The 20,774-nt window shown below is 67.3% G+C and carries 21 protein-coding genes; 14 read left to right on the forward strand and 7 right to left on the reverse strand.

The window, feature by feature from the left end:
* The first annotated feature begins 146 nt into the window (after positions 1-146).
* From ON45_RS13675 to ON45_RS21575, 3 genes are read left to right on the forward strand one after another with little or no spacing between them, the layout of a single operon-like run.
* On the forward strand, positions 147-704 hold the full coding sequence (locus tag ON45_RS13675; protein WP_040494554.1) for a peptidylprolyl isomerase: 558 nt from the start codon (positions 147-149) through the stop codon (positions 702-704).
* 57 nt (positions 705-761) lie between these two features.
* On the forward strand, positions 762-1,943 hold the full coding sequence (locus ON45_RS13680) for a winged helix-turn-helix domain-containing protein (RefSeq protein ID WP_040494555.1): 1,182 nt from the start codon (positions 762-764) through the stop codon (positions 1,941-1,943).
* A gap of 9 nt (positions 1,944-1,952) precedes the next feature.
* Entirely contained in the window at positions 1,953-2,444 is a 492-nt protein-coding gene (locus tag ON45_RS21575; protein WP_051063055.1) for a DUF1499 domain-containing protein, read from the forward strand.
* A gap of 34 nt (positions 2,445-2,478) precedes the next feature.
* Here the strand turns inward: ON45_RS21575 and ON45_RS13690 are convergent, their stop codons facing one another.
* Positions 2,479-3,318 carry an oxygenase MpaB family protein gene (locus tag ON45_RS13690; RefSeq protein ID WP_241432208.1) on the reverse strand — a complete coding sequence of 280 codons (840 nt, stop codon included), beginning with the start codon at positions 3,316-3,318 and terminating at the stop codon, positions 2,479-2,481.
* 97 nt (positions 3,319-3,415) lie between these two features.
* Here ON45_RS13690 and ON45_RS13695 point away from each other — a divergent pair, with 97 nt between their 5' ends.
* The 7 genes from ON45_RS13695 to ON45_RS13725 all read left to right on the forward strand — a co-directional run bounded on the left by ON45_RS13695 (position 3,416) and on the right by ON45_RS13725 (position 10,382).
* The gene (locus ON45_RS13695) at positions 3,416-4,591 is read left to right on the forward strand and encodes an AI-2E family transporter (protein ID WP_040494557.1); all 1,176 of its coding nucleotides are present in this window, start codon (positions 3,416-3,418) and stop codon (positions 4,589-4,591) included.
* On the forward strand, positions 4,591-5,589 hold the full coding sequence (locus tag ON45_RS13700; protein ID WP_051063056.1) for an asparaginase: 999 nt from the start codon (positions 4,591-4,593) through the stop codon (positions 5,587-5,589). Before ON45_RS13695 ends, ON45_RS13700 begins: the two co-directional genes overlap by 1 nt.
* Positions 5,590-5,602: 13 nt before the next feature.
* Positions 5,603-6,616 carry an MBL fold metallo-hydrolase gene (locus ON45_RS13705; RefSeq protein ID WP_040494558.1) on the forward strand — a complete coding sequence of 338 codons (1,014 nt, stop codon included), beginning with the start codon at positions 5,603-5,605 and terminating at the stop codon, positions 6,614-6,616.
* A gap of 69 nt (positions 6,617-6,685) precedes the next feature.
* Positions 6,686-7,543 carry an ATP-dependent sacrificial sulfur transferase LarE gene (larE, locus tag ON45_RS13710; protein WP_051063061.1) on the forward strand — a complete coding sequence of 286 codons (858 nt, stop codon included), beginning with the start codon at positions 6,686-6,688 and terminating at the stop codon, positions 7,541-7,543.
* Entirely contained in the window at positions 7,540-8,202 is a 663-nt protein-coding gene (larB, locus tag ON45_RS13715) for a nickel pincer cofactor biosynthesis protein LarB (protein ID WP_040494559.1), read from the forward strand. The genes larE and larB overlap by 4 nt, the downstream gene beginning before the upstream one ends.
* Positions 8,199-9,404, forward strand: a complete 1,206-nt coding sequence (gene larC / locus ON45_RS13720) for a nickel pincer cofactor biosynthesis protein LarC (protein WP_040494570.1) — start codon at positions 8,199-8,201, stop codon at positions 9,402-9,404. The genes larB and larC overlap by 4 nt, the downstream gene beginning before the upstream one ends.
* Before the next feature lie 51 nt (positions 9,405-9,455).
* Positions 9,456-10,382 carry an acyl-ACP desaturase gene (locus ON45_RS13725; RefSeq protein WP_206537699.1) on the forward strand — a complete coding sequence of 309 codons (927 nt, stop codon included), beginning with the start codon at positions 9,456-9,458 and terminating at the stop codon, positions 10,380-10,382.
* A gap of 34 nt (positions 10,383-10,416) precedes the next feature.
* On the opposite strand, the gene ON45_RS21580 is transcribed toward ON45_RS13725, so the two are convergent.
* From ON45_RS21580 to ON45_RS13745, 3 genes are all read right to left on the reverse strand, one after another.
* On the reverse strand, positions 10,417-11,211 hold the full coding sequence (locus ON45_RS21580; protein WP_051063057.1) for a metal-dependent hydrolase: 795 nt from the start codon (positions 11,209-11,211) through the stop codon (positions 10,417-10,419).
* Between the two features lie 66 nt (positions 11,212-11,277).
* Positions 11,278-11,646, reverse strand: a complete 369-nt coding sequence (locus ON45_RS13740; protein ID WP_040494561.1) for a helix-turn-helix domain-containing protein — start codon at positions 11,644-11,646, stop codon at positions 11,278-11,280.
* Positions 11,647-11,775: 129 nt separating this feature from the next.
* Complete coding sequence (locus ON45_RS13745) at positions 11,776-12,099, reverse strand: hypothetical protein (RefSeq protein WP_040494562.1); 324 nt, start codon at positions 12,097-12,099, stop codon at positions 11,776-11,778.
* Between the two features lie 169 nt (positions 12,100-12,268).
* Between ON45_RS13745 and ON45_RS13750 the strand changes: the two genes are divergently transcribed.
* Positions 12,269-12,649 carry an RNA-binding S4 domain-containing protein gene (locus tag ON45_RS13750; RefSeq protein ID WP_040494573.1) on the forward strand — a complete coding sequence of 127 codons (381 nt, stop codon included), beginning with the start codon at positions 12,269-12,271 and terminating at the stop codon, positions 12,647-12,649.
* Between the two features lie 152 nt (positions 12,650-12,801).
* A complete protein-coding gene (locus tag ON45_RS13755; protein WP_158412413.1) occupies positions 12,802-14,148 on the forward strand; it encodes an MFS transporter in 1,347 nt (448 codons plus the stop codon).
* 8 nt (positions 14,149-14,156) lie between these two features.
* Here the strand turns inward: ON45_RS13755 and ON45_RS13760 are convergent, their stop codons facing one another.
* Positions 14,157-15,083, reverse strand: coding sequence for a methylenetetrahydrofolate reductase (locus ON45_RS13760; RefSeq protein WP_040494563.1), 927 nt, complete (start codon positions 15,081-15,083; stop codon positions 14,157-14,159).
* A gap of 12 nt (positions 15,084-15,095) precedes the next feature.
* A complete protein-coding gene (locus tag ON45_RS13765; protein ID WP_040494564.1) occupies positions 15,096-16,793 on the reverse strand; it encodes a formate--tetrahydrofolate ligase in 1,698 nt (565 codons plus the stop codon).
* Positions 16,794-16,920: 127 nt separating this feature from the next.
* Between ON45_RS13765 and ON45_RS13770 the strand changes: the two genes are divergently transcribed.
* Entirely contained in the window at positions 16,921-17,388 is a 468-nt protein-coding gene (locus ON45_RS13770; RefSeq protein ID WP_148288689.1) for a hypothetical protein, read from the forward strand.
* Positions 17,389-17,402: 14 nt separating this feature from the next.
* Here ON45_RS13770 and ON45_RS13775 read toward each other — a convergent pair whose 3' ends face one another.
* Positions 17,403-18,071, reverse strand: a complete 669-nt coding sequence (locus ON45_RS13775) for a GntR family transcriptional regulator (RefSeq protein ID WP_158412415.1) — start codon at positions 18,069-18,071, stop codon at positions 17,403-17,405.
* 91 nt (positions 18,072-18,162) lie between these two features.
* Between ON45_RS13775 and ON45_RS13780 the strand changes: the two genes are divergently transcribed.
* A complete protein-coding gene (locus ON45_RS13780; protein ID WP_040494566.1) occupies positions 18,163-20,700 on the forward strand; it encodes a GcvT family protein in 2,538 nt (845 codons plus the stop codon).
* The last annotated feature ends 74 nt before the right edge of the window (positions 20,701-20,774 follow it).

Genomic DNA, 20,774 nt, shown 5'->3' on the forward strand with positions numbered 1-20,774 from the left:
CCAGCAACGGTGTGATCCACGTGATCGACGCCGTCCTGATGCCTGCATGACGTGACGCGACGGAAGCCCCGGTCGCCGGCGATGGGCGGCCGGGGCTTCTGCGCGTACTCGGGGCTGTCGCCGCTCGGCCGATACCCTGCGACGCCATGGCAACAGCTTTCCCGCCCTTCGACGGTTCCGCCCCCAAGTCCCAGAAGTTCTCCGAACCGCCGGAGATGGGGATCGACACCAGCAAGCGCTACACCGCGACGCTCGACACGTCGCTCGGCGAGATCGTCATCGCGCTCGACGCCGTGAAGGCACCGAAGACCGTGAACAACTTCGTGTTCCTCGCGCTGAACCACTACTACGACGGCGTGATCTTCCACCGCATCATCAACGGCTTCATGTGCCAGGGTGGCGACCCCACCGGCACCGGCACCGGCGGTCCCGGCTACAAGTTCGAAGACGAGCTTCCCAAGCCGCGCGAGTACCAGATCGGCTCGGTCGCGATGGCCAACGCCGGCCCGAACACCAACGGCAGCCAGTTCTTCCTGGTGTCGGGCGCTTCCGGCGTCGGTCTCCCGCCGCAGTACAGCCTGTTCGGCCAGATCGTGAAGGGCCTCGACGTGCTCGACACGATGCAGAACGTCCCGACCGCCCGCGGTGATCGTCCTCACGACGACGTCGTCATCAACTCGGTCGCCATCACCGAAGCCGACTGAAACGGCGCGTTGGTGCCGGTCACCAACGCGCGTTCTCGGCAACGGACCGCTCGGGACATGGGGGAACTGTCGGCATCGCAGGCGCGACGAATCGCGCTGTACGCGCAGGGCTTCGGCACCCCGCGTCCGAGCGGTCGAGTCGATCGCCGACACCTGCGGCGGGTGCTCCGCCACATCGGTCTGATCCAGATCGACTCGGTCAACGTGCTCGTCCGGAGCCAGGAGTTGCCGCTCTTCGCCCGGCTCGGTCCGCATCCTCGCTCGCTGATTCCCGACGCAACGGCGGCGGGCGAGCTCTTCGAGTACTGGGTCCACGAGGCGTGCCACGTCCCGGTCGAGCAGCGACCGCTGTACGGCTGGGCGATGCAGGGCCATCCCCGCTGGAAGAGCATGCGGCGCTTCGCGGCCGAACGACCCGACGTGATCGAGTCGGTCCTCGCCCGCGTGCGCGTGGAGGGTCCGCTCGTCGCGAGCGACCTCGAGATGCGCGATCGACCGAAAGGTCAGTGGTGGGACTGGGACGACGGCAAGCTCGCACTCGAGCACCTCTTCCGGACGGGTGAGGTGGCGGCGACGCGTCGACCGAACGACTTCGCGCGCCTGTACGACCTGGCCGAGCGGGTGATCCCCGCCGAGGTGCTCGATCTTCCGAGACCGTCGGAGCACGACGCGAAGAAGGAACTTCTCGTGCTCGCGGCGCAGTACCACGGTGTGGGAACTGCAGCCGACCTCGCCGACTACCACCGTCTCGTCCACACCCGAGCGCTGCTCGCGGAACTCGTCGAGGAGGGACGACTGGTCGCGACGACGGTCGACGGCTGGACCCGACCGGCGTTCATGCATCCGGACGCGTACCTGCCGCGCTGGGTCCGCGGCTGCGCGCTCCTCAGTCCGTTCGACCCGGTCGTCTGGTTCCGCGATCGGGCGGAGCGACTCTTCGACTTCCACTACCGGATCGAGATCTACGTTCCGAAGCCACAACGGGTGTTCGGGTACTACGTCCTCCCGGTCCTGCTCGACGATCGACTCGTCGCCCGCGTCGACGTGAAGGCCGACCGGGCGAACGGGCGGCTGCTGGTGCTGGGGGCTCACGGTGAGCCAGGAATCGATCCGGCCACGGTCATCGAGCCGATGAGCGCCGAGTTGCGGTCGATGGCCGCTTGGCTCGGGCTCGGCGCAGGTGTCGAGGTGTCCCCACGCGGCGACCTGGCTCCAGCCTTGCGCGCGCACACCTCGTAAGGTCATCACGTGCTCGCCGTCGTTCCGATCCTGCTCGTCGTCGCCGCGATCGCGCTCGTGTCCAACCGCGTCCGCAACGCCCCCTCCGATCCCGACGTCTGGCACGTCGAGCCGACGACATCGACGAACCCGTCGACGCCGAACTGGTATCGGCTCGTCCCGGCCGACGCGGCCGTCGAGCGCGATCCCGATCGCGACGGGCATCCGCCGATCTACGACGACCGCGCAGAACGCGTGGCTCGACTGTTCGACCGGGCCGCGCACGCAGACGGGCGGGTCGAGGTCCTCGCCGGGTCGTACAAGGACGGGTGGGTCACCTATGTCCAGCGCAGCTACGTGTTCGCGTTCCCCGACTACGTGTCCGTGCGCTTCATCGACCTCCCCGAGGGCGGCTCGACACTCGCGATCTTCTCCCGCTCCCGCTATGGAAGAAGCGACCTCGGCGTGAACGAGAAGCGTGTGGCCCGTTGGATCGACTCCGCGACCAAGCTCCTGCTCTGAAAATGGTCGTCGGTGACCGGCACCGACGGACAGCTCAGGCGGTGATGGCCCAGCGGAGGGTCTTCGTGATGGCGTCGCCGGCGGCTCGGCCGACGGTTGCTTCGGTCACGGGGAGCCACGGGAGTCGGAGCGGCCACCGCGTCCATGCCGGCATGAGCGACACCGCGCCACCGGCGATCAATCCGTACGCCGCTCGTCCGGCGGGCGGGAGCGGTGGTTGGAGGAGGAGGTAGCGCGCCGCGTCGCGCGCCTCGCGGGTTCCCCGGAGCTCGGGCCGGAAGCCACGCAGTTGATCGTGCAGTTCCGACTCGGTGGTCGGTGGATCGACGACCCCGAGCGCCTCGGCGATCACGGCGGAGTCGGCGATGTACTCGTCGCGCTCGCGACCGTGGAGCGGATCGGCTCCGAATCGATCATGTGCGGCGAGAAAGCTGTCGAGCTCCGCGATGTGGACCCAGGCGAGCAGATGCGGATCGTTCGCGGCGTACGGTTCGCCGTCGGGTGTCGTGCCGACGACGTGGACATGGACCCGACGCACCACCTCGACGGCCCGCTGGGCCTCGCTCGCCGGCCCGAACGTCGTGGCGGTCAGGAAGTCGGCGGTGCGCTGCAACCGGCCCCACGGGTCGTGCCGATAGTCGGAGTGCTGCGCCACCCCGGCCATCGCTCGCGGGTGCAGCGACTGGAACAGCAGTGCACGCAGACCGCCCACGAACATCGATGCGTCGGCATGCACCCGACGGATCGGCGCATCGTCCGCGAACCATCCCGGTTCGTCCGTGTCGAACAGCTCGGCAGCCCGAACCGCTGCGTCGCTTCCGACAACGCGCGTCCGCACCTGATCGCCCAGCCACGAACGGAGCGCCTCGGTCACGCGAACTCCCACATGTGGACATCGTTCCACCTCCGTGGCGCCCGTGCACCGCGCAGGTATCGACTGGGGTCTGACGCCAGTTGATACGTTCCGGGCTGTGACGACGCAGGATGACGCCGGGTCGGACGCGGACGACCCCTCCTCGCTCGCATCCGAGGCTGGCAGCACCGACCCTCGGGTCCCGCGGTGGGCGGTTCCGACGATCGCCATCTTCTGGCTCGGATTCCTGCTCACGTTCGTCATCCGCCACGTGTTCCATCGTCTGTCGGGCCTGCTGGTTCTCCTGCTGGTCTCGATCTTCCTCACGCTCGCGATCGAACCGGGCGTCAACCTGCTCGCGCGCCGCGGATGGCGTCGTGGCTCGGCGACCCTCGCGATTCTGTCGGTGGTGTTCGTGGTGTTCGTGGGGTTCCTCGGGGCGATCGGCACGCTCGTCGGAACACAGATCGCGGACCTGCTCTCCGAATCGGAGACGTACATCACCGAGTCGGTCGACTGGCTCAACTCGACCTTCGGGACACACATCGATCCGCAGTCGGTGCTCGACGAGTTCACCGATCCTGACGGCCGCGTGCAGGAGTTCATCCAGTCCCAGGGTGACGAAGCCGTCCGGCTGTCGTTCGCCGCGGTGTCGGTGATCATCCAGGGCCTCTCGGTGCTGCTGTTCACGTTCTACCTGGTCGCAGACGGACCGAAGCTCCGGCGGGCGCTGTGCTCGAGGATGCGTCCGGCGCGTCAGACTCAGGTCCTCGCGGCGTGGGACGTGGCGGTCACCAAGACCGGCGGCTACCTCTACTCCCGAGCGCTCCTCGCGTTGATCTCGGCGATCTCGCACTGGATCCTGTTCCAGGTGATCGGAACGCCGGCACCCGTGGCGCTCGCGCTGTGGGTCGGTCTGATGAGCCAGTTCCTGCCGGTCGTCGGTACCTATCTCGCCGGGATCCTGCCGCTGCTCGTCACCGTGGTCATCTCGCCGGTCGACGCCCTGATCGTCCTGATCTTCATCGTCGCTTACCAGCAGATCGAGAACTACCTCTTCGCACCACGCATCACCGCACGCACGATGGAGATGCACCCTGCCGTCGCGTTCGGCGCGGCACTCGCCGGTGCAGCGCTGCTCGGTCCGGTCGGCGCGATCCTCGCGCTGCCCGGTGCTGCCATGATGCAGGCGCTCCTCGGCGGGGTGGGTGAACGCTTCGAGGTGATCAACAGCCCGCTCACCGACGTCTCCGTTCGCGAGCGTGCCCGACGGACGCGCGAGGCAGACGGCTGATGTGCCTCACGGAGCATCCCCGGTTCTCGGCCGACTCGTTCGCGCCGGTGGCGGTCGCCACGCGCAACGGCGTCGACGAGTCCTTGCACCTGGGCGCGGGAGTACTGCTCGCGATCGACGGATCGGTCGCGAACTCGGTCGGCGACCCCGATCTGGCCGTCTATCCGCGATCGGCGCTCAAGCCGTTCCAGGCGGCGGCGATGGTGCGCGCCGGACTCGTCCTCCCGCCGCGTCTGCTCGCGGTCGCGTGCGCCAGCCACTCCGGCGAGCGGCAGCACCTCGACGCCGTCGCGGAGATTCTCGACCTCCACGGTCTGACCGAGAACGATCTCGCGAACACCCCCGACCGGCCGTACGGTGCCGACGCGCGCCGCGCCGCCGCTGCTGCCGGCATCGCCCCGTCGTCGATCCAGCAGAACTGCTCCGGCAAGCACGCTGCGATGCTCGCCACCTGTCGGATCAACGACTGGCCGACCGAGACCTATCTGGATGCCGACCATCCGCTCCAGGTCGCCATTCATGCGGAGACCGATCGGCTCACCGGTCGACCGGGCGGGTCGGTCAGCCACGTCGGCGTCGACGGCTGTGGTGCTCCGACCCATCTCATGCCGATCGTCGATGTCGCGCGCGCGTTCCGCACGTTGGTCCGTGAAGACTCGGCGGTGGTCCGCGCCATGCGTGCCGAGCCGGGTCTGGTCGGCGGGACGGGACGGGACGTGAGCCTGTGGATGCGGGCGGTGCCGGGCCTGATCGCCAAGGAGGGCGCGTCCGGAGTGATGGCACTCGCTACCGCCGACGGTCGTGCCGCCGCGTTGAAGGTCGCCGATGGATCCGAACCGGTCCGCCGCGCCGTCACCGTCGAGATGCTGCGGGCGCTGGACGTCGATGTCGATGGCGACCTGTCCGGGGTGCGCGACGAGGTGACCGTTCGGGTGACGGGCCACGGTGTCGAGGTCGGCCGGATCATGCCGCTCGCCTGGGCCACCGCCGGATCGTGAAAGGGGAGTGCCCATGGATTTCGTGACACTGGAAACGGACGACTTCGAGTACGGCGTGGCCGACGAGGTCCTGCCGGGGGTCACGCGCGTGGTCGCGCACAACCCGTCGAAGTTCACCTACCGAGGAACGGGAACGTACATCGTGGGGGACGGCGCCGATGTCGCGGTGATCGACCCCGGTCCGAACCTCGACTCCCATCGCGACGCGTTGGCCATGGTGCTCGACGGTCGGACGGTGCGCTCGATTCTGGTCACGCACTGCCATGCGGATCATTCACCGCTGGCCGCCTGGCTCCGCTCGGAATCGGAAGCACCGGCCTACGCGTACGGCCCGCACGGGTCGTCCACCGACGACTGGGACATCGGCTCGCTCCCCGACGACTTCGGTCGCCCCGATCCCGCCGACTCGACTCGCGAAGATGGCGACGGGGCCGAGCCACCGGTCGAGCCGAAGGTCGAGGAGGCCACCGACACTGCGTTCACCCCTGATGTCGAAGTCCGTTCCGGTGACACCGTGTTCGCCGACGGCACGATCGCGGTCACCGGCGTCCACACTCCGGGCCACACGTCCAACCACATGTGCTTCGCGATGACGAGCCCGACCGCGGGACGCGTCCTCTTCACGGGCGATCACGTGATGGGATGGAGCACCACGGTGGTCTCGCCGCCCGATGGCGACATGGGGGACTACATGAACTCGCTGCGGATGGTCGCCGGCCGACGCGATGACGTGGCCGTGCCCACGCACGGTTCGCCGATCGATCGCCCCGGCCATTTCGTCGGGCAGCTGGTCGATCATCGCCTCGACCGCGAGCGCCAGGTCCGTGATGCCGTTCGTCGCGGCAGGAACACGATCCCGGCGATGGTCACCGACTTGTACCGGGACGTCGCGGTCACGCTCCACCGGCCCGCCGGTGCGAGCGTGCTCGGGCATCTCGTGAAGCTGGTGGCCGACGGCGAGGTGGTCGTCGATGCGCAGGGAGCGGGTGCGCAGCCCCGGCTGGACTCGATCTATCGCGCGGTCTGATCGTCGACGGCACATGACATGTTGATCGCTCGCGAGGAAGCGTCGCCCCATGTTGCGACAATGGGCCACGTGGAGGTCTCGATCACGGCTCGCCCCGACGCGGTCGCCGCACTCGACCGACTCCACGGCACGCTCTCGGAGATCGGCGAGCGCGTCATCGCCTGCAGCGGGGGCATCGATTCGCTCGTTCTGGCAACGGTTGCGCATCTCGCAGAGCCGACGGCGACGACCGTCGCGCACACGGTCACGCCGGCCGTTCCGAGCGACGGGACCGAACGGGTGGTCGAGTACGCCGAACGTGAGGGGTGGGACCTCTCGATCGTGCGATCGACGGAGTTCGACGACGAGGCGTACCTCGTGAATCCGGTCGATCGCTGCTACCACTGCAAGCTGAATCTGTACGACGCGGTCGGAGAACTGGTGCGTCGGTCGGAGTCGACCGGGTCCGTGATCCTGAGCGGGGCCAACCTCGATGATCTCGGCGAATACCGGCCGGGTCTCGCCGCAGCCGCCGAACGGGAGGTGCGTCACCCCTACGTCGAGGCGAAGATCACGAAAGCCGAGATCCGCGCAATCGCGCGCCATCTCGACCTCGTCGATGCCGATCTGCCGGCGTCGCCCTGCCTCGCCAGTCGGCTCTACACCGGCACCCGGGTGACCCCGTCGCGACTCCGTGCCATCGAGGCCGGTGAGCGGCTCGTCCGGGAACGTACCGGTCTCGACGTGGTGCGCTGTCGCGTCCGGAACAGCTCGGTGCTCGTCGAGGTCGACAACTCGGCACGCGCGTTGATCACCGACGACCTGCTTGCCGAGTTGAGTCTGGCGATGACCACCATCGAGTCGTCGATCGACCGCGTCGAGCTGGACGACCTCGAGTATTCGCCCGGTCGCGCATTCGTTCGCGACCCGGAGCACGCAGCGACGTGACCCATCGACACGACCACGACCGTCTCGAACGGATCGGGATGCCCGAGGCGGTGCTCTGCGAACCGAAGTCCGTCGAACAGTTCGCGGCGATCGTGGCGGAGTTGACGCAGAGCACCGACCAGCCGCGGTTGTTCACCCGCGTCCGGAGCGACCAGCTGGCATCGCTCCCCGCGGGACTCCTCGAACGGCTCGACATCGACCCCGTTTCGCGCACGGCGATCCTCCACGGTGTCCGCCCGCCCCGTCCGGGCCGAGTCACCGTGGTGGCAGCGGGGACCTCGGATGCCGCTGTCGCCGCCGAGGCAGAGCGGACGCTCGAGTTCAGCGGGGTACGCGTCGAGTCGATCGTCGACGTCGGCGTCGCCGGGCTGTGGCGACTCGAGGAGCGGCTGGACGAGATCCGTGCCGCCGACATCGTCATCGCCGTCGCGGGGATGGACGCCGCGCTGGTGTCGGTGCTCGGTGGGCTGGTCGCGGCGCCGCTCGTCGCGGTGCCCACGTCGGTCGGCTACGGCGTGGCCACCGGTGGTTCGACGGCATTGCACAGCGCGCTCGCCAGCTGCGCCCAGGGCGTCACGGTCGTCAACATCGACAACGGGTTCGGTGCGGCATGCGCGGCGGTGCGGATGCTGTCGCTCCTCGGCGGTGCGGCCGAATGACGATCGGCTGGATCGACGGCGGGGCAGGCGCCAGTGGCGACATGCTGCTCGGTGCGCTCGTCGACGCCGGGGTCGACCTCTCCGTGATTCAACGTGCCGTCGACGATCTCCACCTCGGAATCGAGTTCCGTGCCGAGCCCGTCGTGCGCGCCGGGATCGGCGGCATCAAGATCGACGTCCACGTTCCCGAGACGCGCACGGTGCGACACCTCCCCGAGATCGTCGAGTTGTTCGACACCCTCGAGCAGCGCGTGCGTTCGCGCGCCCTCTCCACGTTCCGGCGACTGGCCGAAGCGGAAGCCACGGTGCACCGCACCGACGTCGACGACGTCCACTTCCACGAGGTCGGTGCGCTGGACTCGATCGCCGACGTCGTCGGTGTCTGCGCCGGTCTCGTCGACCTCGGCCTCGAGGAGTTGCACTGCTCGACGCTGAGCTTGGGAAGCGGGATGACACGCGGCGCGCACGGTCCGATTCCGGTCCCGGCCCCGGCGGTGCTCGAACTCATGCGCGGGGTCGGCCCCGTCGCTTCGGGACCCGCGCCGTTCGAGTCGACGACACCGACCGGCGCGGCGCTCCTCGCCGAGTGGGTGACGTCGTGGGGGTCGATGCCCGACCTCACCGTCGACACGATCGGTTCCGGTGCCGGAACGCGCGACTCCGACGTGGTCGCCAACCTCTGTCGCCTGGTCGTCGGCGAACGATCGGAGTCCACCGCGGTGTCGGTGCCTGCCGGTGATGTGGTGGTGCAGTTGGACGCGAACGTCGACGATCTCGACCCGCGGATGTGGCCCGAGGCGATCACGACGGTGATGTCCGCCGGAGCGGTCGATGCCTGGGTCACACCGATCGTCATGAAGAAGGGCCGCCCGGCGCACATCTTCAGCGCGATGTGCGCTCCGGCTGATGTGGAGGCGGTCTCCGCCGCGATCTTCCGCGAGACCACGACGATCGGCCTCCGCCGCCACGTCCTCGACCGCGACGTGCTGGATCGCACCGCGAGCGTCGTGATGGTCGCGGGTCACGCGATCAGGGTGAAGACGGCGGAGCGGTCGGGCGAGATCGTCAACCGAAGTGTGGAATGGGACGACGTCGTCCGTGCGTCCCGGGCGCTCGGGCGGCCCCTCAAGGAGATTGTCTCCGAGGCATACGGGCAGCTCAGCGGCCCTGCGCCCGAGGATTCCCGCCAGTCGCGGACGTGACTTCCCTCACGCGACTCGACTCCCTACCTACCGGAAGGTAGGCTGGCCTCCGTGGAAGACAAGGAGATCCTCTTCGAGTTGACACCAGTGGTGGAACAACTCCTCGAACGCCACCTCGAGACGTCCAAGGAGTGGTTCCCGCACGAACACGTTCCCCACTCGCGTGGGCGTGACTTCGAGGCCGGCCACCAGTGGACCGAGAGCGACGCCGACCTCGACGGCCACACGTTGACTCCCGAAGTGCGCAGCGCGCTGTACGTCAACCTGTTGACCGAGGACAATCTGCCGTACTACTTCCGCACGGTCGAGTCGTTGTTCGGTGCCGACGGTCCGTGGGGCACCTGGGTGCGACGCTGGACCGCCGAGGAAGGCCGTCACTCGATGGTGATCTACGGGTACCTCGCAGCGACGCGGGCGATCGATCTGGTCGAGCTCGAGCGCGGTCGGATGGCCCAGGTGTCACTCGGCGAGACCCCGAACCCGGAGACACTTCACGACGGCTTCGTCTACCTCGCCCTGCAGGAGTTGGCCACGCGGATCTCCCACCGCAACACCGGGCTGCAGATCGGCGACCCCGTCGGGTACGACGTGATGAAGCGCGTGTGTGCCGACGAGAACCTGCATCAGCTCTTCTACCGCGACCTCGCTGCAGCAGCTGTCGAGGTGGACCCGAACACCATGATGATCGCGATGGAGCGGCAGGTGAAGAAGTTCTCCATGCCCGGCACCGGGATTCCCGATTTCGATGCTCACTCGCGGCGGATCGCCAATGCGGGGATCTACGACCTGCAGATCCACCACGAGCAGATCCTCGCCCCGGTCGTGCTGCGGCAGTGGGACGCCGGCAACATCGGCGGACTGTCCGGCGAGGGAGCGAAGGCTCAGGAGAAGTTGATGAAGCGCATGGCGACGAGCGAGCGTGTCGCGAAGCGGTACGCCGACAAGCGCGAGCGCGAACGCACTCTCGAACCCGTCTGATCGATCAGCGCGAGCTCGGCGGGTGGCCGCTCGCTCAGGCGGCGTAGCCGGCGAGGATCGTGTCCACCAGTGGGTTCTGCTCGAGCGCGCCGGGGTCGTAGCCGGGCCGGAACGTGCGCAGGTACCGCGAGCGACCGTTTCGCAACCACGGCGGGACGTGGTGCTTGCGGGGTTCGCCCTGTGAGGCGAGCAGCACTCGCTGCATGTTGTCGACGGCCCGGTGGAAGTGCCCTTGGGCGCGCAGTGCTCCGGTCGCGCGGTATGCCCAGTTGCCCTCGAGATGCTCGTACACGTTGAACGCCACGGTGCGATGCTCGATCTCTTCGGCAGCGTGCCAGGCCCAGAGCTGCTGCCACGGTCCGAACCGACCGTCGGCACCCATGCCCTCGCCGGCGGCGGCATCGTCGAACATCGTCATGGCCATCGCACACGTCATCGCTTCGAAGCCCTCCGCGTACACGAGGTTGAACCGGCGTGATCTCTCGGCGTTGAATCGCCGGTAGTCGGCGTCCAGTCGGTCCTCGAACACCTGGAGTTCATCAGCGACGTCGTCGCCGAGCTGGCCCTTGATGATGGTGTTGATCCGGCGGTGATTCTGGAAGTGCTGAGCCTCCTGGCCGATGAAGTCACGCACGTCGGCGGCGAGCGCTTCGTCGGTGATGTCGTCGAGGATCGACCGGTACGTGCGGATGAGATAGGGCTCCAGGTACGGCATCGTCAGCGAGAAGGCAACGAGGTAGCTCTCGCCGACCGGATCGACCCCGGGCAGCACGTCGTCGAGTTCGTCGGGAAACTCGAACTTGACCTTCCGGACGGTGAGATCGGCCACGGCAGCACGCTAGTCGTGTCGCCGGCCGGCTCGGCGCTGTGTCGGTGACCGCCCGGGCGCTTCCGGTCAGAGGTCGTTGGCGTTGACGAAGGAGCGGTAGATGTCGAGCAGCGACTGCTTCTGGACATCGGTGAGGGCGTCGTCGAGGAGGATCGCCGATTCCGTCGTCACTTCGGCGTCCGCGTCCTCATCGGTGTCGACCTTCTGGCCGAGGATCCTCATCAGTCGATCGGTCGGGACGTTGAGCGCCTCGGCGAGCCCGTTCAGCACGCGCACCGACGGTTGGTGGAGCCCGCGCTCGAGCTGACTCAGATAGGCGTCCGACAGGTCCGCGACTTTGGCGAGTTCGCGCTGAGACATCTCGGCGAGCTTGCGTTGACTCCGGATGAAGTCGCCGAAGGTGCCGCCTTTCGACGTCTCGTCTGCATCGGTCATGGTCTCTCGATCCTAGGTCTGCAACCGGGTCGCAGTGGGCCCGGAACGCGAACGAGCCCGGACCGAAGGGGGAGGGGCGGTCCGGGCTTCGTTCTGTTGTCCATGCCGCCGTTCAACGGCGGCAGGAGATCACTTGGCGGCCTTGGTGGCCTTCGTCTTCGCGACGGGGGCGACACCGGTCGGGAGCATTCCGACGACCTGGGCGGTGAAGTCACGGTTCGCGGCGACGATCTGCTCGACGACGTCGAGGTAGCGGTCGCCCGCCTCGGTCGGAGTCGGGAGCTTGTCGGCGAAGGGCAGCTCGACGGTCGGGAGCTTGTCGGCTCCGCGCACGGCGCCGTCGACGACGCTCTTGTGGAAGCTGACGACGCCGTCGAGGATGCGCTCGTTGGTGTCGACGACGGCCTTGGCGGCGAGGTCGATGTTGTCGGTGATCTGCGTGGGGATGTCCATGATGTGCTCCTTGAGTTTGGTTCGACCCGGGCGCTCGGTGCGCTTGGTCGTTGTTCTTGATGCGTACTTTACTACGCACTGCGTGAAAGTCAACCCCTATGCGAGAAATACTTCGCAACGCCGTTCGACGGCGCCGGCCGCCGATGACCATCTCGTGTGCGACACTCGGATGATCGCTCGGACGTCACCCACCAGTGCTCGGATCGACCAGTGGATGTGGTCGGTGCGGCTGACCTCCTCCCGCCCCGACGCGGCCGCAGCGTGTCGCGCCGGTCGTGTGCGGATCAACGGCAACCTCGCCAAGCCGTCCAGTGCGGTCGTGGTCGGTGACCGGATCGAGGCCCGACTCGGCGACCGGGAGCGCATCGTCGAGGTGACGCGGCTGATCGTCAAGCGCGTCGGGGCAGCGGTCGCGGTCGACTGCTACACCGACTTCTCCCCGCCGCCACCCGAACGGAACGCGCAGCCGGCCTTCGCTCAGCGCGATCCCGGTGCGGGGCGACCGACCAAACGCGACCGACGCCGGATCGACCGACTGCGTGGCCGTTGACACCCCGGCGGGGTGTTCTGCCGGACCGTCGGAGTCGTAGAGTCTCGGGCCTGCGTACCACCGATCTCGAACCCTCCGCCGCGGCCGCGATGGCTCCGAGCGTCGATCCACACGATCCGGACGCGCGCCCGAAGAGCCAGGGAGTGAGCGGCATGTGGCCGTTGTTCCTCGGCCTGGCTCTCCTGATGATCGGCAACGGGCTCAACGGTGCGGTGATCGGTGTGCGATCGAGCAGCGAGGGGTTCACGTTGGTCGTCACCGGCGTGATCATGGCCGGCTATTTCGCCGGGTTCCTGCTGGCTCCGACGCTCGTCGTCCGGATGATCTCCTCGGTCGGTCACATTCGGGTCTTCGCCGGCCTGGCCTCGACGGCGTCGACGGCCGTGTTGATCCACTCGATCTCGGTGACCGCGCCGACGTGGGTGCTGATGCGGTTCATCTTCGGCTTCTGCTTCGCCGGCCTGTACATCGTGATCGAGTCGTGGCTGAACGAACTGTCGACGCCACAGAATCGTGGCCGCACGCTCGCGATCTACATGATCGTGTCGATGACGGGCCTGGGCATCGGGCAGGCGTTGATCACCGTTGCCGACCCGAACACGTTCCGCCTGTTCGTGTTGTCGTCGGTGCTCGTGTCGATGGCGCTCGTGCCCGTGACCCTCGCCGGGAACATCTCGGCCCCCGAGGTGCGACTCCCGGAGAAGGCGCCGATCCGCGAACTCCTGCGGATCGTCCCGACCGGCGTGGTCGGTGCGTTCATGAGCGGCGCCGCGACCGGTGTCGTGTTCGCGTTGTCCGCGGTCTACGCAACGTCGGTCGGGCTGTCCATCGATCGCACCGCGTTGTTCCTGTTGGTCCCGATGATCGGTGGGGTCGTGATGCAGTGGCCGGTCGGAAAGCTGTCCGACCGGTTGCGGCGCCGCACCGTGATCTTCGCGGTCGCCGTCGTCGCATCAGCGGTGTGTGCGGCGGGGATCGTCGTGCCGAGCGACAGCGCCCTCATGCTGCTCGTGATGTTCGGCGTGGGCGGCGCGCTGTTCCCGCTCTACTCACTCGTCGTGTCGTACACCCTCGACTGGACCGCGGTCGAGAAGACGGTGGGCACGTCCGGGACGCTCGTGCGATTGAACGGTGCCGGCGCCCTCGTCGGGCCGCTCGTGACCGCGCCGTTGATGTCGTGGCTGAGCCCGACGATGTTCTTCTGGACGATGGGCGCGTTCTTCTCGGTGATCGTGGCGTTCATCTCGTACCGACTGCTGTTCAGCGATCCGCTTCCCGAGGAGCGGGAGAGCCCCTACGTCCCGTTCCCGGCGCGTGCCACCAGCGTGGCGTTCCGGTTGGTCACGACTCCGGCGCGGGTGTCGAAACGAGTGGGCAAGAACATCGTCGGTCGCCGACACGAGCACCGCACCGCGGACGATCGCTTCGAGCGCCGCACCGCCGAACTGCGTCACCCGTCGAACTCCGAGATGGCGAACGGAACCGACGAAGAGGAGTAGCGCGCGGTCTAGCCGAGGATGCGCTCGCGCCAGACTTCGGTCGCGGCGACCTGGTTGAACGTGTACAGGTGGAGTCCGTCGATGCCGAGAGACTCGAGATCGTCGGACAACGGGCGCAGGACGGCGTCGGGCTCGAACGTCCGTTGGGCCATCAGGCGACGCAGAGCGGACCGGTTCTTCCGGAGGTAGCGCAACGACGGTCCGACCCCCAGTCGCATTCCCGTGGTCAACAGCCTCGTCGTGTCGATGACGCCCGGAACCCCGAGGTGCACCGGCACGATCAGTCCGGCATCGCGCTCGGCGGCGAGCCAGGTCCGGATCCGGTCGGTGGAGAAGCACATCTGCGTGGAGACATGGGCCGAGCGACCGCTCGCGAGGATCATCTCCTGCTTGCGGTGGAGAGCAGCGTGGAGTTGCTCGTTCGGAATCATCGGATGTGAGTCGGGATACGAGGTGAACCCGATGTGGTCGATCTCGCGATGCGCCGTGCCACGTTCGTCGTCGAGGCGGAGGAACGCCTCGAGGAACTCGATCGCGTCGAAGTAGTGGCCGGGCGGTGAGGCATCTCCTCCGACGACGAAGATCTCGCGGATGCCCAGCGTGCCGAGCCGTTCGTGGATCGAGGCGAGATGGTCCGGCGACTGCACCATTCGTGCCGAGATGTGCGGGGTGACGCGATGTCCGTCCGCCAGGAGTCGTTCGGATGCATCGAGCGTCGCCTCGATCGACTTCGCCGGCGAACACGTCATCGAGATGGACGTCGCGGGACGGAGCTCGGTGGTCGCCCGATCGAGCGACTTCATCGGAACCAACTCGACCTTGGCCGCCGCGATGATCTGTCGCAGGTGAGTCGGAACCGAGCGTGACCGGCGCAGATACCGCGAGCGACCCGCGGTCCGATCGGGTGGAGGGAAGCTGGCGGGTGAGACGGCCATCCTGTACTCCCGTCAGCTCAGGCCGACGATGTCGCCGTTCGCGTCGATGTCGATCGATTGCAGCGCCGGACTCGTGCCGAGACCCGGCATGGTCCGCATGTCGCCGCAGATCGGATACACGAACCCGGCCCCCACCGACGCTCTGACTTCGCGCACCGGTAACGCCCAACCCGTCGGAGCGCCTTTGAGTTTCGGGTCGTGGCTGAGCGACAGGTGCGACTTCGCGATGCACACCGGAAGGTGGCCGAACCCGTTCGCCTCGTAGTTGTCGAGCTGCGTGTCGGCCTGGGGAGTGAACGTCGCACCGTCGGCTCCGTACACGCGCTGGGCGACGGTGGTGATCTTGTCCCGCAGCGACATTTCATCGGGATACAGCACCTGGAAATGGCTTTCCTCCTCGGCTGCGTCAGCGACCGCTTCGGCGAGTTCGATCGCTCCCTTGCCGCCGTCGGTGAAGTGCGTGGAGACCGCGGCGCGGGCGTCGTACTCGGCGGCGATCTCCTTGATCGCGTCGATGTCGGCGTCGTGGTCGCCCGGGAACACATTGATGGCGACCACGGGCGTGCAGCCGTGGATGCGCATGTTCTCGAGTTGCTTGCGGAGGTTGTCGCCGCCCTGGTGGACCTCGTCGGGATTCTCCGCCAGGAGGGCGTCAGGCAGTGGCTTCCCGGCGACGATGCGGTGGTTGCCGGAATGTGCTTTGAGGCCGCGTACCGTCGCCACGAGCACGGCGGCGTCCGGGGCCAGTCCGGAGGTACGACACTTGATGTTGAAGAACCGCTCGGCGCCCATGTCGGCACCGAACCCGGCCTCGGTGATCAGGTAGTCGCCCATGTGGATCCCGATCCGGTCGGCGACGATCGACGAGTTGCCCGTGGCGATGTTGCCGAACGGTCCCGTGTGGACGAGCGCGGGCGTGTTCTCGAGCGTCTGCATCAGGTTCGGCTTGATCGCCTCGCGCAGGATCACCGCCATCGCGCCGGCGACCTGGAGTTCCTCGGCGGTGACCGGTGACCCGCCCTTGGTGTACCCGACGACGATCCGACCGAGCCGTTCGCGCAGATCCTGCAATGACGTGCAGAGCGCGAGTGTCGCCATCACCTCCGACGCTGCCGTGATGTCGAAGCCGGTCTCCCGCGGCACGCCGTCGAGGCGCCCGCCGAGTCCGATCACGGTGTTGCGCAGCGACCGATCGTTGACATCGATCACGCGCCTCCACGTGATGTTGTGTTGGTCGAGTCCCGACTCGTTGCCGTGGTACAGGTGGGCGTCGAGCGCAGCGGAGCACATGTTGTGTGCAGCGGTGACGGCGTGCATGTCGCCGGTCAGGTGCAGGTTCAACAGCTCCATCGGCACGACCTGGCTGAAGCCGCCGCCGGCCGCCCCACCCTTGATCCCGAACGTCGGACCCATCGAGGGCTGACGGATCGCGACGACGCCGAGCTTGGAGATGTGGCTGAACCCTTGGCCGAGTCCGACGGTGGTCGTCGTCTTGCCCTCGCCGAGGGGTGTCGGCGTGATCGCCGAGACGACGACGTACTTGGCCCGCGGTCGGTCGCGCATCTCCTCGATGGCTTCGAGTTGGATCTTCGCCGCACCCGAGCCGTACGGTTCGAGCCGGTCGAGAGGGATGCCCGAGCGCGACGCGATGTCCGCGAGCGGGCTGAGCGATGCCTCGGCCGCGATCTCCAGATCGGATGGGAACTCCATGGACGACTCTCCCCCTCTGAACGGTTCCATCATACGGAACAGTTCCATTATACAGAACACGCGACCATGGAGTGACCATCAGCATCGGTGACGAGCGACGCGCTCGGCGAACCGCTTGACTGTGCACATGTTGCTGATCGATTCCGTCCGACGTTCGCGTGCCGGTTCCGTCGTTGCGGTCGTCGTGTTCGGTGCACTCGCCGCGAGTTGCGGAGGGAGCGACGACACGCAAGCGGTCGAACCGACCGACAGTGCGGCACCCGAGGCAGCGTCCGATTTCTGTGCGGCGCTGACGCGGCTCGACGAACTCGCAATCGACGACGACCCGACTCCGTTCCTCGACGGGATGCAGGACCTGCACGATGCGGCGCCCGACGAGGTCTCGGACGCGACGGGGCGGCTCGTCGACTTCGTCGAAACGGGGATCGCGGTCGGTGAGCTCGAAGGCGACGAGCGCGACGCGGCGATGGAGGAGATCGCGGCAACCGAGGACGATTTCGACCAGGCGGTCGTCGACCTGCAGGCGTACGCCGTCGATGCGTGTCCCGACCTCAGCGAGTCGGTGTTCGGTCCGACTCCTGACACGGTCGAGTAGCGGGACACTCCCGTTCAGCGCGAACGGGTGAGCGGCGCATCGAGGCGTGCAGCGACGACATCGCGGACCTGGGCGTCGAACGAGTTGACGTGCATCTCGACGAGATCGGCGACGAGGTCTTCGTCGCCACGTTCGAGAGCGTCGTGAATCGCCGCGTGCTCGTCGACGGCGTCGGCCATGTCCGCGACGTCGGCGAGGTACATGTGCCAGAGCCGGTCGGACTGCGCGTAGAGGGCGTCGAGAGTGCTGGTGAGGAAGCGGTTCCCGGCCGCGCGCCAGATGATCTCGTGGCAGCGCCGGTCCAGTTCGATCAACTGCACCGCCGGCGTGCCGGGGCGACGGGTTTCCTCGAGGAGGTCGGCCATCTCGGCCCAGTCGTCGGCGGTGCCGCGCCGGGTCGCGAGGCGGGCGGCGTAGGGCTCCATGATGGCGCGGGTCTCGTACAGCATCGAGAGTTCGTGGACGTCGATCGCGCTGACGAACATCCCGCGCCGGGGGATCACGGTGACGAAGTGGTCGCGGGCGAGACGTTGGAGTGCTTCTCGAATCGGCGTTCGACTCATGTCGAGTTGCGCGCTGAGATCGGCTTCGCGCACGACATCACCGGGCGCCAGTTCGAGCCGGATGATCATCCGACGGATCTCGTCGTAGGCCCGTTCGGCCAGCGAGTTGGGGGTTGACACGCCCGTCATACTCTGTTGATATATCACCGTTGTCAAGTGAACCATCCGGTGTCAGACACCCGATGGTCACGCCACCGAGCAGGGAGACGCGATGAGCGAGCAGGAAGTTCCGACCAGCGCGAAGGTCGTCGTGATCGGGGCCGGGATCGTCGGCAACTGCCTCGTCGGACATCTGGCGCGCCTGGGTTGGACCGACATGGTGTTGCTCGACAAGGGGCCGCTGCCGAACCCCGGCGGTTCGACCGGACACGCGTCGAACTTCATCTTCCCCGTCGACCACAACAAGGAGATGGCACTGCTCGGTGTCCAGAGCGCGAATCAGTACCGCGATGTCGAGCGCAGCGTCGACTCGGGCGGAATCGAGGTGGCTCGCACGCAGGAGCGCATGGACGAATTCGATCGCCGGATGACGTCGGCCAAGGCCTGGGGCGTCGAGGCGGAGATGCTCACACCTGCACAGGTCAAGGAACTCGTGCCGTTCATCAACGACGACGTGATCCTCGGGGGTTTCCACTGTCCGACGGTGTCGGTCGTCGACTCACTCGACACCGGCACGCTTTTCCGCAACGAGGCGATCGAGACCGCCGATCTGAAAGTGTTCGCGAACACCGAGGTCCTCGACGTCGAAACCGAGGACGAGCCGGCAACCGGATTGCAGAAGGTCGTCGCCGTCGTCACCGACAAGGGGCGGATCGAGGCCGAGTACGTCGTCGTCGCCTGCGGGGTGTGGTCGAACCGGATCGCGAACATGGCGGGCGCCACGATCCCGCTCGTCCCCGCCGTGCACCAGATGGCCGACGTCGGCCCGATGGACGTGCTCGCCGAGACGCAGTCCGAGATCAGCTATCCGATCGTGCGTGACATGGACACGTTCTGCTACGAGCGTCAGTCGTCCGGGTCGATGGAGGTGGGCTCGTACGCGCACCGCCCGATCCTGCACCATCCCGACGACATCCCGTCCAACGAGGAGGCCGCGCTCAGCCCCACCGAGATGCCGTTCACACCCGATGACTTCGACCAGCAGATGGAAGAGGCGATCGAGTTGATGGACATGCTCGGCGACGCCGAGATCAAGTACGCGATCAACGGTCTCCTCTCGCTCACCCCGGACGCAATGCCGTGCCTCGGGGAGACGACGGAGGTCCGCAACCTGTGGTCGGCCGCCGCGGTGTGGGTCAAGGAAGGCCCGGGAATGGCCCAGGTCGTCGCCGAATGGATGACCTACGGATACCCGCGGGTGATCGACGCGCACGGTGCCGACATCGCCCGCTTCTACTCGCACGAGCGCAACGACGAACACATCTGGTCGCGGGCCGAGGAGCACTTCAACAAGACCTACGGGATCGTGCATCCGGCGGAGCAGTGGGCGAACCGACGCAACCTGCAGGTGTCACCGTTGTTCTCGCGGCAGGAGGCGCTCGACGCGTTCTTCTTCCAGGCGCGAACGTGGGAACGGCCGCAGTGGTACGGCTCGAACGCCGACCTCGTCGAGCGCTATGGACTCGCCGAGCGAGAAGTGGAATGGGACAACCGGTGGTGGAGCCCGATCACGGTCGGCGAACACCTCAACCTGCGCGAGAACTGTGGTCTCGTCGACCTGTCGGCGTTCCAGATCTTCCAGCTCACCGGTCCTGGTGCTGTCGACTTCGCGGACTACCTGAGCGTCAACAAGATCGGGGCGGTGGGCCGGGCGACCTACACGCCGTGGCTCACGCCGGACGGAGGTTTCCATTCCGACCTCACGATGCAGCGCGTCGCGGATGACACCGTCAACGTCGTCACCGGTGTGTTCGACGGTGGCCGTGACCTCGCCTGGATCAAGAAGTACATGCCGAAGGACGGCTCGGTCGCGGTGACCGACAAGACGCTCGACTTCTCGACCCTCGGCCTGTGGGGTCCGAACGCTCCGGCGGTGCTCGCGAAGCTGACCGATGCCGACCTCAGCCAGGAGGGCTCGCCGTACGGGTCGATCGTGAAGGTCGAACTCGACTGTGGCGGTGAGTCGATCGACGCGGCGTTGTTCCGCATCTCCTACGTCGGTGACACCGGGTGGGAGATCTACGTCGACTGGGACGACGCTCCGAAGGTCTGGGACGCCCTGCTCGACGTCGGCGCTGAGCACGGCATTCGGCCGACCGGTGGCGGCGTGTACGGAACCTCGGGCCGCCTCGAGAAGGGGTACCGGCTGCAGGGCGCCGAGTTGGAGAGCGAGTACAACCCGCTCGAAGCCGGCCTGGCACGGCCGAAGGTGAAGTCGGCCGACTTCATCGGCAAGGAGGCGTACGTCGCAGCGCGCGAAGCAGGTGACCCGGAGGTTTTGATGTGTGTTCTCACCGTCGAGGACCAGACCGACTCGCAGGGGCGCGCGCGGTGGATGCAGGGCGGCAACGAGCCGATCTGCGACCTCGACGGCAACACGGTGTTCGATTCGCACGGCCGAGTCTCCCGGGTGACCACCGCCGGCTACGGCCCGTCGGTCGGCAAGCACCTCCTCATGGCGTACTTGCCGCGTGAACTCGCGGTCGAGGGAACCGATCTGCAGGTGATGTACATGAACGAGTTCTTCCCCGTGAGGGTCGTGGGCCCGAACGGCCCCTTCGATCCCGACGACACCCGGCTGAAGTCGTGACGGCCGAGCGATACCTCATCCCGCGCCGGCCGCCCGGTGAGGCACGAACCATCGGGTGTCTGACACGGAATGGC

Origin of the sequence: Ilumatobacter nonamiensis YM16-303 (genome assembly GCF_000350145.1) — a bacterium.
Taxonomy (GTDB): domain Bacteria; phylum Actinomycetota; class Acidimicrobiia; order Acidimicrobiales; family Ilumatobacteraceae; genus Ilumatobacter_A; species Ilumatobacter_A nonamiensis.

Excerpts from the sequence above, each read along its gene's own strand:
- ON45_RS13675 (WP_040494554.1), top strand. The coding sequence starts at position 147 with ATGGCAACAGCTTTCCCGCCCTTCGACGGTTCCGCCCCCAAGTCCCAG.
- ON45_RS13680 (WP_040494555.1), top strand. The coding sequence starts at position 762 with ATGGGGGAACTGTCGGCATCGCAGGCGCGACGAATCGCGCTGTACGCG.
- ON45_RS13700 (WP_051063056.1), top strand. The coding sequence starts at position 4,591 with ATGTGCCTCACGGAGCATCCCCGGTTCTCGGCCGACTCGTTCGCGCCG.
- ON45_RS13705 (WP_040494558.1), top strand. The coding sequence starts at position 5,603 with ATGGATTTCGTGACACTGGAAACGGACGACTTCGAGTACGGCGTGGCC.
- larC (WP_040494570.1), top strand. The coding sequence starts at position 8,199 with ATGACGATCGGCTGGATCGACGGCGGGGCAGGCGCCAGTGGCGACATG.
- ON45_RS13740 (WP_040494561.1), bottom strand. The coding sequence starts at position 11,646 with ATGACCGATGCAGACGAGACGTCGAAAGGCGGCACCTTCGGCGACTTC.
- ON45_RS13745 (WP_040494562.1), bottom strand. The coding sequence starts at position 12,099 with ATGGACATCCCCACGCAGATCACCGACAACATCGACCTCGCCGCCAAG.
- ON45_RS13750 (WP_040494573.1), top strand. The coding sequence starts at position 12,269 with ATGATCGCTCGGACGTCACCCACCAGTGCTCGGATCGACCAGTGGATG.
- ON45_RS13755 (WP_158412413.1), top strand. The coding sequence starts at position 12,802 with ATGTGGCCGTTGTTCCTCGGCCTGGCTCTCCTGATGATCGGCAACGGG.
- ON45_RS13760 (WP_040494563.1), bottom strand. The coding sequence starts at position 15,083 with ATGGCCGTCTCACCCGCCAGCTTCCCTCCACCCGATCGGACCGCGGGT.
- ON45_RS13765 (WP_040494564.1), bottom strand. The coding sequence starts at position 16,793 with ATGGAGTTCCCATCCGATCTGGAGATCGCGGCCGAGGCATCGCTCAGC.
- ON45_RS13770 (WP_148288689.1), top strand. The coding sequence starts at position 16,921 with ATGTTGCTGATCGATTCCGTCCGACGTTCGCGTGCCGGTTCCGTCGTT.
- ON45_RS13780 (WP_040494566.1), top strand. The coding sequence starts at position 18,163 with ATGAGCGAGCAGGAAGTTCCGACCAGCGCGAAGGTCGTCGTGATCGGG.